The organism is Paenibacillus nasutitermitis (assembly GCF_014641075.1).
Classification (GTDB): Bacteria; Bacillota; Bacilli; order Paenibacillales; family Paenibacillaceae; genus Paenibacillus_Z; species Paenibacillus_Z nasutitermitis.
Window position 1 is genome coordinate 363,786 of the sequence record NZ_BMHP01000001.1, and the last position, 17,194, is coordinate 380,979.

Sequence of the window (17,194 nt, forward strand, 5' to 3'; positions counted from 1 at the left end):
TCGCCGGAAGCTGCTATTCTTTTGTGGGTTCCTGATCCCCATATGAGGAAGGGCGTTTGCCTTTGGTGCGGTTCACTCCCGCGGAATTTTGCGCTTTGTCTTTCGTGTCGTTTATCGTTCCGGATCGATGCTTCTCGCCCCGCGTTCTCTGTAAACCTTTTGACCGGTCTTTCTCGCCCCGCGTTCTCTGTAAACCCTTTGACCGGTCTTTCTCGCCCCGCGTTCTTTGTAAACCCTTTGACCGGTCTTTCTCGCCCTGCGTTCTCTGTAAACCCTTTGACCGGTCTTTCTCGCCTTGCGTTCTCTGTAAACCCTTTGACCGCTCTTTCTCGCCGCTTGTTTTCTGCATGCCTTTGGACAAATAATAGTCCTCGCCATCCTGGCAAGGAATGCCACCGTAGAATGGATCCTCTTTTTCTTGATTCGCCGCTTTTCGTTTCGGCCGTTTTCCGCTTACAAGGGATGCGGAATCCCGTTGCTTCTTCCATTTAGCAGTGCTTCGCAGGGATGAGCCGGCGGCTCTTCTGGGCATGAAAGTTCCTCCTTTGATTCATCTTTATCCAAGCTATGCAGCTAATCTAGCAGCGGCGCCGGGCTTAAATCTATCTTTCGCAAAATAGATACTCATCCAGTGCGGTTCCTGTTTGAGATTCATATAGATAACGTACAGCAAGCTTGATTTGATAGATGCAGGGAGGTCGAATGCTAGTGAAACTTGGTCACCCATTATTGGGTCAGAGGGTCGAAATTTACGTGCCGGACCGCGCTCATTCCTTATCGGGCAAGCTGATAGAATGGGGACAGGATATGCTGGTTCTTCATAATGGGAAGCATTATATTTATATCCCGCTTCTGCAGCTTTCGCAAATGCAGGCTGTTGCCGGAGCCATTGGGGAGACCGATGATCCGCAATCGAATTTCGAGCTGCACAGCGAGCATTTCTCGTACCGCAACGTCCTGATGAATGCAAAAGGCATGTTTTCTGAAATTTGTATAAACGGCCAACCGGCTGTTCATGGTTATTTGAGCAGTGTCATGAACGATTTCTTTGTATTCTGCTCACCGGCTCATCATTCCATCATGGTGACCCTCAAACATTTGAAATACTTGATTCCCTACAGCCCTAATGTCAATCCCTATGCGTTGACGCCGGATCAGATTCCGCTTAAACCGACCCCGTTCTCACTCGCTCGGACATTTGAGCAGCAAATGAACAAGTTGGTGGATCAATTCGTCATTCTCAATCTCGGAGAAGATCCAAATAAAATCGGTCTTCTGAAAGGAATCCATCAAAACATAATCGAGCTGTCCAATGCAGCCGGTGAATCCGTCTATGTACATCTTGACCATGTACAAACCATCCATGTTCCCTGAGGCAAGCGTGAACGGATTCTTCCATTAGAGGAAGAGTTCGGATACATATTATTATCAGCAGAGGACATAATACGGAAGGTTCACTCAGTTGGAAAAAAGGAGGGAGTTTTGCAAATGATGCAGCCTATATCATCCAAGGAAATGGAATATATCGTCGATTCCATATCCAATGAGGATTTGTTGATGAAACAATGCGCGGCCGTTGCGTTTACAGCTCAAAATCAAGGGATCAAGCAAGTATGTTCGCACATGATTTCGACGCACCATCAACATACGCAAACCTTAATGAATGCTCTTCAACAGCACCAGCAGCTGGCCCCAACCCAGCCGCAAAACTAGACGAACGGGAGGAATCGAAAAATGTATCAGCAGCAGCAAAATATGCAGAATGGGCCCTTGCAGGCGCTTATGCCTGAAGAAGATATGGCTTACACCGTCCTGGCGGATCTGAAGAGAGTAGTCCGGGAGTATGCGACTGCGGCAACGGAATCAAGCTGTCCGGAAATTCGCGGGATGTTCACCCAACTGCTGAACAATACGCTTCATATGCAGGAAGATTTGTTCAACGCGATGAAAGCCGCGAATATGTACAGTGTCTCCTCGCCAGCGCTTCGCCAGGATCTAGCCAAGCAAATCCAGCAAAATCAACAAATGATTCAAAAAACGGAACAGCATCTTCAAAAGCTTGAGCAGAAAAATCAGTCAGCCCAACAGCAGATGCAGCAAAACTCAAGTCAACATCAGGCGTATCAGCAGCAGCAAACGCCGCCGCAAAACGGCCAATATTTTATGTAGATGCCTTACACTGCAATCTGTTTATTTGGAAAAAGCCCCGAGAGGGGTTTTTTTCAATTATAGGAAAGTATCTTTAATTCTAATGGAAGAACTTGCGTCGCATGGACTGCATCAGCTGTTTCTTCTTACGTTTACAAGCTCTGCGTCTTTTGATCTTTGCAGGAAGCTTGGATTCGTTGTAATATATTCATTATAACTATTGACGCGAAGACAGCCCGACTGCCCTTGAACAAGGCGCAAACGAAGCTGTCCGTGCTGGATTACCAAGACATTGGGAGGCTATGACGATGAATGAGCGCAAGATGAAAATTTTGGAGCTGCTTAAAGAAGATGCGCGCCGCAGTGCGGATTTGATCGCAACCATGCTGGATGAGCCGTTGGCGGAAGTTAAGCAGGAGATTGCTGAACTGGAACAGGACCATATCATCGTCAAGTACGCGACCGTAGTGAATTGGAGCAAAGTGGAAGACGAGAAGGTAACGGCATTGATTGAGGTACAAATTACACCGGAACGCGGTCGGGGCTTTGAGGGGATCGCGGAGCGGATTTATTTATATCCGGAAGTGAAGTCGGTCTATTTGATGTCGGGGGCGTATGACCTGCTCGTGGAAGTACAAGGGAAAACGCTGAAAGATGTGGCTTCCTTCGTATCCAACAAGCTTTCTCCGATTGATGCGGTACTTTCTACAAAAACCTTCTTTATTCTGAAAAAATACAAGCAGGACGGCATAATATTCGAAGAGCATGAAGACGACCACCGTCTTCTAATCTCACCGTAAAGGGTGATCGGACATGATTAAAGACGAAGAATTACAGCAGAATCCCACCAGCCGGACTTCTATGGCTGATTATTTGTCGCCCCAGGCCAGAGTAATGAAACCATCGGGCATCCGCCGTTTTTTTGATTTGGCCAGCGGCCGCAAAGATATTATTACACTCGGCGTAGGCGAGCCGGATTTTGTCACGCCATGGCATGTACGCGAGGCCTGTGTTTATTCGCTTGAAATGGGCAAAACACAATATACCTCCAATGCCGGGACTCCGGAGCTGCGCGAAGAAATCGGCTATTATTTGAACCGTCAATTCGATGTATCCTATAATCCGGCGGACGAGATTCTGGTTACGGTCGGAGGCAGCGAGGCGATCGATCTGGCGCTGCGGGCCCTTATTGCCCCTGGAGACGAGATTCTGGTGCCAGAACCTTGCTATATCTCCTATTCTCCTATTACTTCCTTGAGCGGTGGCGTGCCGGTCGGGATCGAGACATTCGCGAAGGATCAATTCAAGCTGACGGCCGAATCGTTGAAGGCTGTCATTACGCCCCGCTCGAAGGTGCTTATTTTGTGTTACCCCAGTAATCCCACGGGCGGCATCATGACACGGGAAGATTGGCTGCCGATTGCCAAAGTCGTGGAGGAGCATGATCTTATCGTCATATCCGATGAAATATATGCGGAGCTGACCTATGGTGAAAAGCATGTAAGTTTTGCTTCGCTGCCAGGGATGCAAGACCGGACCATTCTGGTTAGCGGCTTCTCCAAAGCTTTTGCGATGACGGGCTGGCGGATCGGCTATGCCTGCGGACACCGGGATCTGATTTCCGCCATGCTCAAAATTCATCAATATACCGTCATGTGCGCGCCGGTGATGGCTCAGGTAGCGGCTCTCGAAGCGCTGAAGAACGGACTGGAGGAAAAGGACCGTATGGTGGAAGCTTACAATCAGCGCCGCCGGCTGGTCGTTCACGGATTCCGTGAAATTGGATTGGATTGTCACGAGCCGCAAGGCGCCTTTTACGCGTTTCCTTCCATCAAAGCGACCGGACTCAGCTCCGAGGAATTTGCGACAGCTTTGCTGCTGGAACAGAATGTGGCTGCCGTACCGGGTGATGTATTCGGGCTTGGAGGCGAAGGGCATTTGCGCTGTTCCTATGCCACTTCGGTCAGCCAATTAACCGAGGCGATTGAACGTATCGGTAATTTTGTACGAAAGCTCAGGGCGGGCTAATGGGTATTGTAGAAAAAAATGTATTTTAAAAAATAATATGTTCACATTTGTAATTGTTTGTTATAATTTAGTAAAACTTCAAGGAAGCTAGGAACTAGTGGGAAGAATAACAAACATTCCGTTGTTATATCCTTAAAGTATTGTGGGGTAATTCCCACTGCCAACAGCAGTAGAACGACGACAAGGAGGGATGGCAATGGCTTTTGCGGATTATGGCCTATCGTTTAATAATGAGCCGGGTACCGTGTCTGCTAGAAAGTTGTCTTCCTCAATTCAGACGTTAGAAGATGAGATTTATATGCTTCGCACGAAGATGGAACAATCCTATACGGAAGAAACGACCTTTAATTCCGACAAGGTGATTGATCTGAGCCGCAAGCTGGATTTGAAAATTAACGAGTATATGCATGTTATGAGAAGAAAGGCAAAATCATAGCGTCGGAGATTCTCATACCTTGAGCCCTTGACGAGGGCTCTTTTATTTTTTTTGGCATCCATTTATGCTATATTTGACGTAGATATTCGAGGTGGAGGGATTAAGTTGTTGTTAAAGAGGAATCGAGCTTTTTTTGCAGGTTTAACGCTTTTGGTATTATGCATAGCTCTTTCAGGTTGCGGATCTAAAGCCGATTTGACTGTTTTTATCATGCCTAAGGAATACCTGCCTGACGGTGTCACCACAAAGGTCCAGGAGAAGCTGACGGAGAAATTCGGAGAAGACAAGAAAATCGTGATCAATGCTTCTCCTATGTACAATGACCAAAAGCTGATTGTGGAAATCGCCGCTGGAGGTAACGGGGTTCTCATTCTTCCCAAGGAGACGCTGGTCAATATGATTAAACAGGGACCAGCTGTGCAGCTGGACGAGTGGTTTGACGCTGCGGCTTATCCGGAGGGTGTGATGGAAAGCGAAATTGGCGATTCCAAGAACCTGAAGCTCGTCAAAGGACTGTTTGCCATTCCTGTCGAAAAAACGATTTTTAAGGACGCGGGCTATAACGAGCCCGATATGCTGATGATTATTCCGGCCAATGCACCGGATCAGGAATTGTCTGCTGCGGTGATGAAGGAGCTTATTAAATCATGAAATTATATACACGAACAGGGGACGAAGGACAAACGTCCGTAAAAGGTGGACGAGTCCGTAAGGACGATGTCAGGGTCGAGGCGTATGGCACTGTCGATGAGCTGAATTCTTTTGTAGGTCAAGCTGCGGCCGTCGCTGCGGCTTCCGGGAAGCTGGAGGCATTGGTGGAACAGTTGATCGAGATTCAACAGGAATTGTTTGATTGCGGCTCTGATCTGGCCTTTGCTGACCCGCAAGGCCGCGAATGGAAGATGGATGCCTTACCTGCCGCAAGGCTTGAGGAATGGATCGATGCTCATGTGGATGCATCGCCGGACTTAACCCGTTTTATACTGCCTGGAGGCAGCGAGGTTTCGGCATTGCTGCATGTTTGCCGTACGGTCTGCCGCAGAGCGGAGCGCCGTACTGTAACGCTGGCGGCAGAGCTTCCCATCAATAATGAAGTGCAGAAATATATCAACCGTTTGTCCGATTATTTCTTTGCTGCCGCCCGATATGCCAACGCCCGGCTGGGGGCCGCAGATACGGAATATGTGCGCAGTGCGGAAGTGTTCCGCAAACGGGAAAAATGAGTGTCCTTTATTATGAACCGCTGGTACTGGAGATTGCCGCCGAGGATGATGGCAAAACCGTAAGGACCGTGCTGGAACGGCGCCTTGGCGTATCCCGGAAACTGATGTCGCGGTTGAAGCTTACGGAGCATGGACTGACCTTGAACGGAAAACGGGTATTTACGAATGAAAGGGTCAAAGCGGGCGATTGTCTGGCACTGCGGATGGAGCAGGAGCAGTCGGACGATATCCTTCCGGAGCCGATGCCCCTTGATATTGTATACGAGGACCGGGAGCTGCTGATTATTAATAAGCTTCCGGGGATCATTGTTCACCCGACTCATGGACATTACACTGGAACGCTTGCTAACGGAGTCGTTCACCACTGGCTGCAGCAGGGGGAGATAGTCCGATTCCGACCGATCCATCGGCTGGATGAGGAAACCTCGGGTCTGGTCGCCATCGCCAAGAACCCGTACGTACATCAGCAGCTCTCGGAGCAGATGCAGGCGGGAGAAGTGGACAAGCGCTATCGTGCGTTTGTGTATCAAACACTCCATCCGCTATCAGGCACAGTCAACGAACCTATCGATCGTTCGCCCGATGAACCGCATCGGCGCATGGTTCTTCCAGATGGTTATCCTTCTGTCACCCGTTATGAGACCGAGGCTGTATATGGAGACGGCAGCGCGTCGAAGATTAAGCTGAAGCTGGAAACGGGGAGGACTCATCAAATCAGGGTTCATATGAAGCATATGGGCTGTCCGCTCATTGGCGATAAGCTTTATGGCTATGCGTCCGAGCCGGGAATCAGCGGTGGTTCGCCGGTATTGGAAGCTGCCGTGGAGCGCCAGGCGCTGCATGCCGCAGTCCTGGGTTTTACCCATCCCATGACACGCAAATATATGGAATTCGAAGCAGCGCTCCCGCAGGATTTACAGCGGCTGGAGAAGCTGCTCCTTGCCGGGCAGCGGCAATAGGGGATTCAAGCGTCCCTTATTAGAAAGGAAGCATCTTATGAAAAAACTGACAATATATGAATATCCTAAATGCGGCACATGCCGCAGCGCCGTTAAATCACTCAAGAGCAAGGGATATATGCTGGAGTCCCATGATCTGTTTGAGCAGGCACCTTCCGTGGGAATATTAACCGGACTGATCAGTCGTAGCGGTCTTGAAATCAAGAAATTTTTTAATACCTCTGGTGATGTATACAGGGAATTGAATCTGAAGGATAAGTTGTCGTCGTTATCGGATCAGCAGAAAATTGAGCTGCTTGCATCGAATGGGCGACTTATTAAAAGACCGGTTGTAACAGACGGGTCGAAAGTAACCGTCGGCTATAAAGAAGAGGAATATGAAGATGTCTGGGGTGGTTGATTACCAATGTTGACTACGGGTTGTTCCTGCGCGTGCAGGAAGCCGGAATTGCCGCCTTGCAGGAGAATATGGAAGGCTTGCCGCCTTCGCGGTGGGGATGATCTACGAACCGCGCAGAGATGCCTTGGTGGAGGCGTTGCACAAGGAGGGCTGGGAAGTGGAGAAACCTAAAGCAACCATGTTCCTATGAGCCCGACTACCCAAGATGCGATGGAATATTGAGGTTCCATGGGTCTTCCGCATCATTTCCCAGGAAATGCTACGGCGCTGCGGAGGGACCAATTTATAATATACGAACCCATAATGGAGGAGAGGAAATGATGAACAAACGACTGATTATCGGCGACGCAACGCAGGAAATGGCCAATACGCGCCGCATTCTGGAAAGCCTACCCGAGGAGCATTTGTCATGGAAGCCGCATGAGAAATCGATGACGCTCGGCGGGTTGGCTACGCACCTGACCAATCTGCTGAACTGGCAAATCGCGATTTTGCAATATCCGGAGTTCGATCTTTCCACTGTGCCGCAGCGGCGGGAGCCTCTGGATAAACGAGCTGACTTTCTGAAGGAGTTTGACGCGAACGTCGGCACCTTTGATAAGCTGCTCGCCGAATGTGACGAGAAGTCGCTCGGCGAAGAATGGACGCTGCGCCATGGTGACCATATTATCCTCCGCGAATCGCGGGCGATTGCGCTCCGCACCTTCGGATTAAGCCACATGGTCCACCATCGGGCGCAGCTCGGGGTCTACTTGCGGCTGCTCGATATTCCGGTGCCGGGTATGTACGGTCCATCGGCCGACGAGGAATCCCAATGAAATAGGCTTCTTCATCCAAATAGTCGCAGGGCACTGGCATGACCGCCGGTACTCTGCGACTGTTTTTGTTATTGTCGATTAAATGCTCAAATGGATCAGACACGCGGCGCAGCTGGAGAATAAGCAAAACATGGAGGGTTGATCACATGAAAATAGCTGCGCTTTACGATATTCATGGAAATTTGCCAGCTTTACTCGCTTAGATTAATGAATTCCGGCCTCGTTGAACTGATGGGTAGTAGGGTTAAATGTGATATGAATTGTGCCATGCTCTAAACGCCGTTTTCCTGAGATCCATAGGAAGATGGGTTCGCCTGGATGCTCGGGGAAATAAAGCTGGTGTAGATGCGCAATTCTCTTTAGGTGATGAAAAACTGGCTTTTTCGGTGCGGGAGGAATACAACGAAGTTGATTTTTCAGTAATATATACACTACCAAACCCAAATACAATTAATGTTTTAAAACAAAGTACAAATTGTATCAATATGTACCTGCATGGTTTACCAACCAGTTTGTAGATTATTTAACTAAACATTCCTAGAGCTTGAGAAATGGGCTCTGTAAAAAAGGAGCGCCTCGGATGGGTTTGTCCACAACACATCAAGGAGTCGCTCTTACTATGAAGTATAAGCAATCAGACGCACAAAATCACAGATTGAACGAATTACCACCTCACATCTCAAAAGAGGTCAAGCAGTAAAAACTGACTAGCCAAAAAAATTAAAAAGGCTGATTTAGCTATATAAGGTCATGAAACAATCCGATCCATTGCAGCGTCTTACCTTTAAAAGGGGAGTTGATGACATAATGAAGAAAATTATATTAGCGGTTGCGACCGCGAGTCTACTGACCGTTTCGGCAACAACCTACGCTGCTGCACCTGACAAAATCTTTGTTAAAGGGGAGCAAATCCAATCTGAAGTTCCGCTAATAGTCGATAAAGGCAGGGTATTAGTCCCGCTTCGCACTATAACTGATTCGCTTGGCGCTTCGGTAGAATGGAACCAAGAATCGAAAACTGCCACCATCCGCAAATGGTCGGAAACGGTTAAGATAACCGCTGGTAAAAACATCGCGTATTATATAAAGGCTGATCAATCTAATAATATGACGCTTGATGTGTCCGCAAAAATCGTAAAGAATCGCGTTTATGTTCCACTTCGTTTTCTTTCGCAGTTTTATGGTTATCACGTGGCCGCAAATGAGAATACTGTGTTCGTGAACTCGCCGCTCAGCCAAAACGAGCAAGATATCCTATATAGGGGAGAACTGGCGAATGCGCGGCAATTTGTGATGGACAAGGGTCCGAGGAATGCTCATTATGCTCAAAAATCAATACCTTATACGCATGAACGAGAAGGTTTTGAAACAACCTTTCTTTTCCCAGTCGGCGAAGCCAATCGCTTTTTCTTGATATCGGACGATACCGTTTCGTTTTATGAACTGCAAGATGACTTTTTCGTGATCACATGGCAGGCGCACATACCTGTTGGTCAAAAAGACACGGATCAGCTTTTCCTGGACAACAAAGTGACGAACGCCACAGGAACCAAACCCGACATCAAAAAGGAATTTTTCTTTTACAGAACCAGTGGCTTAATGACCAGCACCAATATTACAGCAGGGAAAATCAGTCTTGATGGAAAGATCACTGAAACTGGCGTCAAAAGAATTGTCGGCGATGAAGTCAAAGAACAATCAGGATCACTGGCTTTCGAGCTTCCTGACGAGATAAGGGCAGAGATAAATCAGTAATCAAACTCGAATATCTGTAATCGGATAGTTAAACAGAACAACAAGTGATGTTAAAAAAACTGCCGTTACGAATACACGGCAGTTCTTCCAACTTCTATGGAGGACCATTCATTTACATCAGATGGGTTGATATCGCTAAATCTAATTTACTTGTTCGCATCCTCATAGCTCTTTTTGAAGTAATCGAATACCTCCTTTGCTCCCTTGGAATTGTAGGCATCGAGGAAGCTATTTTTCGCTTTTTCAAAGTCAGCATCGGTTTTCTGGTAAATGACTTTGGCGATGTTAGCAACCAGATAAGCATCCAGCTGTTCTTTCTTCCCCTGAATATCGGAGCCCGGAACGGCTGAAAGGCTTCCCAATTTGCCTACATCATAGGAATAGTTTGGAATCTTTATAAAAGCATCGTTGATCGTACTGTAATTATAATGAGCCATAAAATCATTTTGAACAGGGGTTGCAAGTTTTTTCACAGTCTCTGGCACCTGCATGAAGTCGGATGGATATCCCTTTGGATTTTGGGGCGGATTGAAACGCTGCATATGTGAATATTTCAAGACGCCCGTTTGCAGGAAGTGTTTAGGATCACTCTTCAATGCGTCCAATTCCGAATCCTTTACAATAGGGACGCCGTTCACCATATCGTATTGTTTTCCTTCGACACCGTTTTGCAGAAGCTCTGAACCTTCATTGGTATATAAATAGTTGATAAATTTCATTGCGGCTTCGGGATTTTTGCTGTTTTTGGAGATAAACATCTGGAACTGGTTCCCGTTTATCGACTGTGCTGCAACATAGATATTATTCGGATTATTATTAATCATGAGGGGGACAAATCCCTTCTCTGGGTTACCCTCGGCAATAAATTGCTGATCAGCGCCAGCTTGAGACCAATGCGTTGTACTGGCAAAATACCTTCCTGACTTAAATTTGTCATTTAGTGCTGCAAACTTTAATGTAGCAGATTCCGGATCGAGAATGCCGCGCTTATAGGCCTCGTTATAAAACTTCACCGATTTCCAGAAAGTGGAATTTGGATCAGATATCCGTGGAACGATTTGTTTTTTATCCATACTGTAATAAAGATCATTGTATCCGCAGCAGGCCTCGCCTGCCATATTATAGTTCGCTCTATCGATCATCAATTGTCCCCAATCATCGGACAAGTTGATGCCGATGCCGTAGGTTTTCTTGCCGGCTTTGTTAGTGGGTTCCAGCTTCATCATTTGTTCCATTACATTAAGCAAATCATCCAATGTATCCAGCTTTGGATAGTCTAATTGTTTATATAAGTCCCAACGCAGGTTCCATGCATTCTCATTGACAAGCGGTGAGAAAATAACCTGTTTAACACCACCGGGCAAATAATATAAGGCATGCGTATCATCCGAACTCAACTGTTTGGAGACTTGCAAAGCATCTCCGGCGTTTTTCAGGATGTCCGGACCAAACTCTGCCACCAAGTCATCCAGCGGAATCGCCTGTTTGGCACCATATACTTTAGCTTGATCCGTCAGTGTATTGAAGATCACAATATCGGGCAGGTCATTGCCTGCCAGCATAACCGCCATTTTCTGTGCGGGATCCGAAATGTTGAGGTTCGAGGTGAAATCGAGTTTCACGCCAGTCCGCTTTTCCAATTCCTTCATCACATCGTCATCTTGAAAAGCACCGTTAAGGTTTGCCGATTCCACACCGCCAAAGATAGTTAACGTCACAGGCTCGGATGGGGTTGTCGGAGACTCTGTTGATCCTTTGTCTGAACTTGGTTCCGTTGTTGTTTCTTGAGTGGTGTTTGTGTTGTTCCCGCTGCAGCCCACCATCATAACAAGCAATACGGCGATGAATACGAATACAAAGCTTTTTTTCCATTTCTTGTTCATAGCGACCTCCAAATATTTTTTTTATATCAAAGGCTCTTTGTCTGGATATACCCGTCTGGATATACCTGCCTGGATATCGTTTGAAATCTTATCGACTTGTCTTAACCTTTGACAGCGCCAAGCATCAGTCCCTTGAGAAAGAACCGCTGCAAGAAAGGGTAAACCAGTATGATCGGGATGGTGGCTACCATGGTAATGCTCATTTGCACCGAAGTTGGCGTTAGGGTAACAGCGTGCTGCGACATGCCGGCATTGGTAACCATGTTCATGGCCGAATTTTGCTGATTGACAAAGCCATATAGCAGCAGCTGCAGCGTTTCCAGCTTCGGGTTGGGAACCATATACAAATTGTCGACCCAGGAATTCCACTGATTGACGGCATTAAATATGGCGACAGTTGCCAGAACCGGTACGGACAAAGGCAGGATAATCTTGTAAAGAATTTGATAATAAGATGCCCCATCAACCATGGCCGATTCCTCCAGTGCCTTAGGAAGCTCCTCCATATAGGTTTTGATCAAGACAACAAAAAAGGCAGAAATCACCCCTGGTAGAATATAGAGTAAATAATTGTTGTAAAATCCCAGCGCCTTCATCGTGATGTACCATGGAATCAATCCAGGAGTGATATACATGGTAATCAGTACAGTAACATACATGGTTTTACGAAAAGGAACGATTGGCTTACTAATGCCGTAAGAGAAGATCGTGCAGCCGATCAAAGTGATTAAGGTGCCCAGTACGGTGCGGGAAACCGAAATAAAGAAGGCCTGGATGATCATGTTTTCTTTGAATAATTCACGATAATTGTCAAGACTAAAGCCAGCCGGCCAGAGATATACGCCGTGAATGGCCTTGGTCGGATCGCTGATGGAATAGATGAATATATAGTAGAATGGGAAAAAAGTTATCAGAACAATCAGGGTCAGAATCGCTATATTCAATACATCCCATGCGCGCTGCTTTGGTGTTAACAGAACCCGATTTTGCTTCAATGTGTTCACCTCGTTTACATGATGGAGCGACCTGTGGTCATTTTTGTAAAGCGGTTTGCAGAAAACAGCAGGATTATGCTAATGAATGATTTGAAAATACCCGCTGCTGTCGCGTAAGGAAAGTCAAACTGTACAATACCCATTCTGTAAGTATAGGTGTCGATGACTTCAATACGCTCGCTGATCAAAGCATTATGGAACACGTAGTATTGATCGAATCCGATATTCAGCATATTGCCGATATTGATTAGCATCAGAATGGTAAACGTCGGCATGATGCCAGGGATCGTAATATGCAGCATCTGCTGCCACCGGCTGGCCCCATCCACTTCAGCGGCCTGATATTGCTCTTGATCGATCCCCGCGATAGCTGCAATATAGATTATTGCAGTCCAGCCTACATTTTTCCACAGTGTCGCAAAGGTCATGAGCCACCAGGTCCAGCGGGGGTCTGCCAGAATATTCGAAGGCGCTCCAATCCAATGAAGCGTATTGTACAGCAGGCCGTTGACCATCCCGTCATCAATGGACAGAAAGGCAAAGAAAACGGAGTACACAATAATCCATGAGGTGAAATGAGGAAACGAAGAGACAATTTGTACAAACTTCCCATACCAGCGGCTTCTGACATTTGTAATTAGAATGGCCAATATAACGGGAGCCGGTGAGAGTAGCAGGCCCATAAAACTAAGTACAAGCGTATTACGCAGCACAAGTCCGAAGTCTGAGGTAGAGTCGAACAATCTATGGAAATATTTCAGCCCGACGAAGGGGCTTTCCATAATGCTTCTACCCGGAATATAATCCACAAACGCAATGCTCCATCCCCATAAAGGAACATAATTGAACAAGATCACAAGGAGAAAAAAAGGAACGGTCATGACGAGTAACGGGACTAGGTTTCTCCGTCTTAGTTTGCTTTTTGCAAGATTGCGCTTAACCAAGAGGGTATTTTGCTTCAAGGGTGACACTCCTTTGACTGGATTCTGACTCTGTTCAAATAATAGCATTCAGGTTGAGCGTATTCATTCCATAATATAAAGAATTTCACTAGTAAAAATAAAGAATGGAGCAGATCCGCTTGCGGACCGCCCCACTAGTATCTATTCCTTATCTGAATCGTTTCGCTTGCGCAGCTCGCCGGGATTCATATCATAAGTCTGTTTGAACCACCTGTAGAAATGATCTGCATATTTATAGCCAACCCGTTCCGCAATTTCCGAATTGGAAAGTGAGGTTTGCTCTAACAACCGATAGGCGTGCTTGACTCTGACCTTGTTTATGTAGTCGTTGAAATATTCGCCTGTTTTCTTCTTAAACAGCTGACCCAAGTAGACCTTATTGATGTAAAAAAGCTTCGATAATTCTTTTAAATTCAGCTCCCGCATATAATTTTGTTCGATGTGTTCGATAATCTCGTCGATGCGGCTATCTGATTTTCGATTCTTGGTGCTCTCGACATACCCGAAAATTTCAAGCGAAATTTGCATTAAAAATTGTTCCAGCAGCTGGATATCGCCGTGGCCGATAATATGCTCCGCTTCACTAGATTTACCGGTATAAAACGTTTGCCAATCGCCATGATACTCTTCTGTAAGCTTAGCCAGATGAATGATCGTCGTGATCACACCATATTTTAATTTCGCCAAGGTCATATAATGCAGCTTCAGCGATGCGATTAATTGCCCGATTTCTTTAGCGATCCGCTCTGGACTTCCCTCGCGGATCGCCAGCAGCAAGGCATCATCATCCCAGAGGATATCGGGCAAGCCTCCTTTAAACACCTCGGGTTTGTAAATAAACACATGTTTCATTACGAAAAAAAACTTTTGCTCCATCGCTTTCAACGCTTGATTGTACGAGTGCTTAATCTCCAAAGGTTGCGATACGATGGAACCCACCCCAATGGTGACTGATTCCTTGACATATCGCTCGGTGCAATCGACGATGTGTTCAGCCATAGCGGATAAACGATCACCAACCGTTTGTACGGGATCAGTTAATAAAATCCCGAAAAGCTGATCGGAAATTTCAAATACATAGCCGCTATGACTTACAATTTCCGTCATGACATTGCGCACTGCAAACCGCTTTAACCGAATTTCCTCGCCCGGTAGTGAAATCAGAAATTCGCCAAAACGATCGACCGAAACAATCAGCAGACAGAATTGATCTCCCTGAAGCCCAATATCATAGGTGGACGCAGTATCAATCAAATTCTGAATAATTTCGCCACGGGCTACTTTTCCCAGAAAGATATCCCTGAGCGATTGAAGCTGCTCCATCTCTTTCAATCTTAGTTGAGTGGCATGCCACAGCCGATTGTAAATCAACTCCAATGTCTGACCCAATTCAATCGGATCGACCGGCTTGAGCAGGTAGTCGTTAACCCCGTACCGCAATGCTTCTTTGGCATAAGAAAAGTCGTTATAGCCGCTAAGAATCAATAGCTGAATGTCCGGGTACTGTTTATTCAATACGCGAACCAGCTCCAATCCATCCATCAGCGGCATTTTGATATCCGTAATGACCAGATCCGGCTTCAATTCAGCGATTCGCTCCTGCGCTTCCAGACCGTTCGATGCTTCCCCGACAATCACAAAGCCAAAGCTCACCCAGTTAATAATCGTCTGCATACCTGTGAGAATTCGCGGCTCATCGTCGACAATGAATGCTGTATACAAGGATATTCCTCCTTTTTCCTTGCAGAGTGCTTACAATGGATACTGAATGGGCAGCAGAACGACCACCCTTGTTCCAGTCGGCTCGTTGCCTCCTATGGCAATCCCGTAACCGGCACCAAAGTGAAGCGCAATGCGGTCGTGCACATTTTTCAACCCGATACTGCCGCTTTTTTTCATTTCTTCTGAGGCCAATTCCCGTTGGATGGCAACCAGCTTAACAGGCGGAATCCCCATCCCATTATCCTCCACCACAATTTGCATCGTATCGTTATCGCCCTCTACAACCGTAATCGAGATGAGAGCCGTACCGCCAATGCTCTCGATGCCATGCTTAACCGCATTCTCAACCAGCGGTTGAATCGTGAGTTTGGGAATCAGCGTGTTTTTTAAATGGGGAGGAAATGCGATCTGATAAGATATTCTATCCTGAAAGCGGTATTTTTGAATACTGAGGTATTTCTCAACCAACTCTAATTCCTCTTCTAAACCAACTAGATCGCCTTCCCAATTCAACAGGTGACGAAACAGCTTTGAAAAACTTAGAACCACGCTGGATGTCTCTTGATCCCCTTTGTTATGCAGTCCCATTCGAATCGATTCCAAAGTATTGAATAAAAAATGCGGATTGATCTGGCTTTGCAAAGCGTATAATTCAGCTTCCCTTTTTTTGATGGTAATATCCTTGAGAGTTAAGTTGACTTTATAGTTCTCAATAATCGATTGTTGCAAATTCTCGATCATCCTGTTGAAGCTTTTGGTCAGAACACCGATTTCATCCGTTGCTCCCGTATCTTCAATGATGGAAAACTCGCCATTTCTCGAGCTCTGCATTTTTTTGACCAAGGCTTTGATTCGGGCCGTAATCCGGTTTAAAGCAATGATGAACATGCCGCTGCTGAACAGTAAACAAAGCAGAAAAGCTGCTAACAGTGTTTTTCTAATTGTGACTTCTTCATGAATGATTTGATCAAGCGGAATTAAGGTCAGCAGCCGCCAATTCGAAAACGCCTGGCCATCGCCCAGCTTTTTAATCAATACTTTAAACATTTGACCCGTACGATCATCTTTAATATCGAATGGCTCTACTTGTTGATCGGATTCAATCAGCTTCCTGACGATCGGCCATGTCATGGGAATGTTTGAATTGGAATAGATCGTCTTCCCCTCCGTATCGGTAACGGCCATGGCTTGAGCGCTTTTAGTTCCTTTGACAGTGAGGGAGTCGAAGATGCTATTCGAAATTAATACGGAGACCACAGCAGTAAATTGCCTTTGACTATTATACATTGCTCGGGACAAATAGATCTGATCGCCGATCTCACCCCATACGAGCTTTCCGAGAGCGGCAGTTGCAGACGTATATTCCAACTGATTTTGCACATCGTGATCAGCAAATATGAACGTATTCGAGTCTTGAAGCAGGGTGGTATTGGTAAAATATATTTTCAAGCTGGCTGTAGCATTTTTGTTGTTGAAATCATAAAAAGTGACAGGCTTAAGATAATAAGCGTAGGCATCTATGCTTTCCAAGTCACTTTGATACACCCGATTTGGATTTAAATAATTAATCAGCTCCTGATCATAGCTTAATCGATTAACCATATCCACGTACTGATTCAATTGTCCCTGGATCGTGATGGATGTCTGCTGGGTGCTGTCCTGAACCAGGTTGGTCGTCTGCTGAATAATTTTTTTGCCGGAAATGGATAAAACGATCTGAGTGGTTATAATCAACGGGATGAAAATCGTCATGAAGTACAATAAAAACAACTTGGTTCGCAAATTTAATTTGGTCAAGCGAATTCGTTTCAAGATAGCCCCCCTTATTGCGATCAGAGTAACAAGACTTAGGCAGGTTTCTAATC

18 protein-coding genes are annotated in these 17,194 nt (G+C 46.2%); 12 read left to right on the forward strand and 6 right to left on the reverse strand.

Annotated elements, in window-relative coordinates; translation table 11 throughout:
• Nucleotides 1-13 precede the first annotated feature (13 nt).
• Nucleotides 14-532, reverse strand: coding sequence for a hypothetical protein (locus tag IEY46_RS01555; RefSeq protein WP_188988471.1), 519 nt, complete (start codon nt 530-532; stop codon nt 14-16).
• A gap of 170 nt (nt 533-702) precedes the next feature.
• Between IEY46_RS01555 and IEY46_RS01560 the strand changes: the two genes are divergently transcribed.
• The 12 genes from IEY46_RS01560 to IEY46_RS01615 all read left to right on the forward strand — a co-directional run bounded on the left by IEY46_RS01560 (nt 703) and on the right by IEY46_RS01615 (nt 9,767).
• Entirely contained in the window at nt 703-1,374 is a 672-nt protein-coding gene (locus IEY46_RS01560) for a YwrJ family protein (RefSeq protein ID WP_188988473.1), read from the forward strand.
• A gap of 114 nt (nt 1,375-1,488) precedes the next feature.
• On the forward strand, nt 1,489-1,713 hold the full coding sequence (locus IEY46_RS01565) for a hypothetical protein (RefSeq protein WP_188988475.1): 225 nt from the start codon (nt 1,489-1,491) through the stop codon (nt 1,711-1,713).
• Between the two features lie 21 nt (nt 1,714-1,734).
• On the forward strand, nt 1,735-2,169 hold the full coding sequence (locus IEY46_RS01570; protein WP_229749992.1) for a spore coat protein: 435 nt from the start codon (nt 1,735-1,737) through the stop codon (nt 2,167-2,169).
• A gap of 287 nt (nt 2,170-2,456) precedes the next feature.
• Nucleotides 2,457-2,948, forward strand: coding sequence for an Lrp/AsnC family transcriptional regulator (locus IEY46_RS01575; protein ID WP_188988477.1), 492 nt, complete (start codon nt 2,457-2,459; stop codon nt 2,946-2,948).
• Between the two features lie 13 nt (nt 2,949-2,961).
• Nucleotides 2,962-4,176 carry an aminotransferase class I/II-fold pyridoxal phosphate-dependent enzyme gene (locus tag IEY46_RS01580; RefSeq protein WP_188988479.1) on the forward strand — a complete coding sequence of 405 codons (1,215 nt, stop codon included), beginning with the start codon at nt 2,962-2,964 and terminating at the stop codon, nt 4,174-4,176.
• A gap of 196 nt (nt 4,177-4,372) precedes the next feature.
• Nucleotides 4,373-4,612 carry an aspartyl-phosphate phosphatase Spo0E family protein gene (locus IEY46_RS01585; RefSeq protein WP_229749993.1) on the forward strand — a complete coding sequence of 80 codons (240 nt, stop codon included), beginning with the start codon at nt 4,373-4,375 and terminating at the stop codon, nt 4,610-4,612.
• 195 nt (nt 4,613-4,807) lie between these two features.
• Entirely contained in the window at nt 4,808-5,263 is a 456-nt protein-coding gene (locus IEY46_RS01590) for a hypothetical protein (protein ID WP_229749994.1), read from the forward strand.
• A complete protein-coding gene (locus tag IEY46_RS01595) occupies nt 5,260-5,835 on the forward strand; it encodes a cob(I)yrinic acid a,c-diamide adenosyltransferase (protein WP_188988485.1) in 576 nt (191 codons plus the stop codon). The genes IEY46_RS01590 and IEY46_RS01595 overlap by 4 nt, the downstream gene beginning before the upstream one ends.
• Nucleotides 5,832-6,794, forward strand: coding sequence for an RluA family pseudouridine synthase (locus tag IEY46_RS01600; protein ID WP_188988487.1), 963 nt, complete (start codon nt 5,832-5,834; stop codon nt 6,792-6,794). Before IEY46_RS01595 ends, IEY46_RS01600 begins: the two co-directional genes overlap by 4 nt.
• A 37-nt stretch (nt 6,795-6,831) precedes the next feature.
• Nucleotides 6,832-7,194 (forward strand): arsenate reductase family protein, encoded by a 363-nt coding sequence (locus tag IEY46_RS01605; RefSeq protein ID WP_188988489.1) that lies wholly within the window; start codon nt 6,832-6,834, stop codon nt 7,192-7,194.
• A 320-nt stretch (nt 7,195-7,514) separates the two neighbouring features.
• On the forward strand, nt 7,515-8,012 hold the full coding sequence (locus IEY46_RS01610) for a DinB family protein (RefSeq protein ID WP_188991587.1): 498 nt from the start codon (nt 7,515-7,517) through the stop codon (nt 8,010-8,012).
• 807 nt (nt 8,013-8,819) lie between these two features.
• Complete coding sequence (locus IEY46_RS01615; RefSeq protein ID WP_229749995.1) at nt 8,820-9,767, forward strand: copper amine oxidase N-terminal domain-containing protein; 948 nt, start codon at nt 8,820-8,822, stop codon at nt 9,765-9,767.
• 146 nt (nt 9,768-9,913) lie between these two features.
• Here the strand turns inward: IEY46_RS01615 and IEY46_RS01620 are convergent, their stop codons facing one another.
• The 5 genes from IEY46_RS01620 to IEY46_RS01640 form a co-directional block, all read right to left on the reverse strand.
• Nucleotides 9,914-11,650, reverse strand: coding sequence for an extracellular solute-binding protein (locus IEY46_RS01620; protein WP_188988493.1), 1,737 nt, complete (start codon nt 11,648-11,650; stop codon nt 9,914-9,916).
• 101 nt (nt 11,651-11,751) lie between these two features.
• Nucleotides 11,752-12,645 carry a carbohydrate ABC transporter permease gene (locus tag IEY46_RS01625; protein WP_229749996.1) on the reverse strand — a complete coding sequence of 298 codons (894 nt, stop codon included), beginning with the start codon at nt 12,643-12,645 and terminating at the stop codon, nt 11,752-11,754.
• Nucleotides 12,646-12,659: 14 nt separating this feature from the next.
• Nucleotides 12,660-13,607 (reverse strand): ABC transporter permease, encoded by a 948-nt coding sequence (locus IEY46_RS01630; RefSeq protein ID WP_229749997.1) that lies wholly within the window; start codon nt 13,605-13,607, stop codon nt 12,660-12,662.
• 141 nt (nt 13,608-13,748) lie between these two features.
• Nucleotides 13,749-15,329: a response regulator gene (locus IEY46_RS01635; RefSeq protein ID WP_188988497.1), complete on the reverse strand. Its 1,581-nt coding sequence runs from the start codon at nt 15,327-15,329 to the stop codon at nt 13,749-13,751.
• 30 nt (nt 15,330-15,359) lie between these two features.
• A complete protein-coding gene (locus IEY46_RS01640; protein ID WP_188988499.1) occupies nt 15,360-17,141 on the reverse strand; it encodes a sensor histidine kinase in 1,782 nt (593 codons plus the stop codon).
• Between the last annotated feature and the right edge of the window lie 53 nt (nt 17,142-17,194).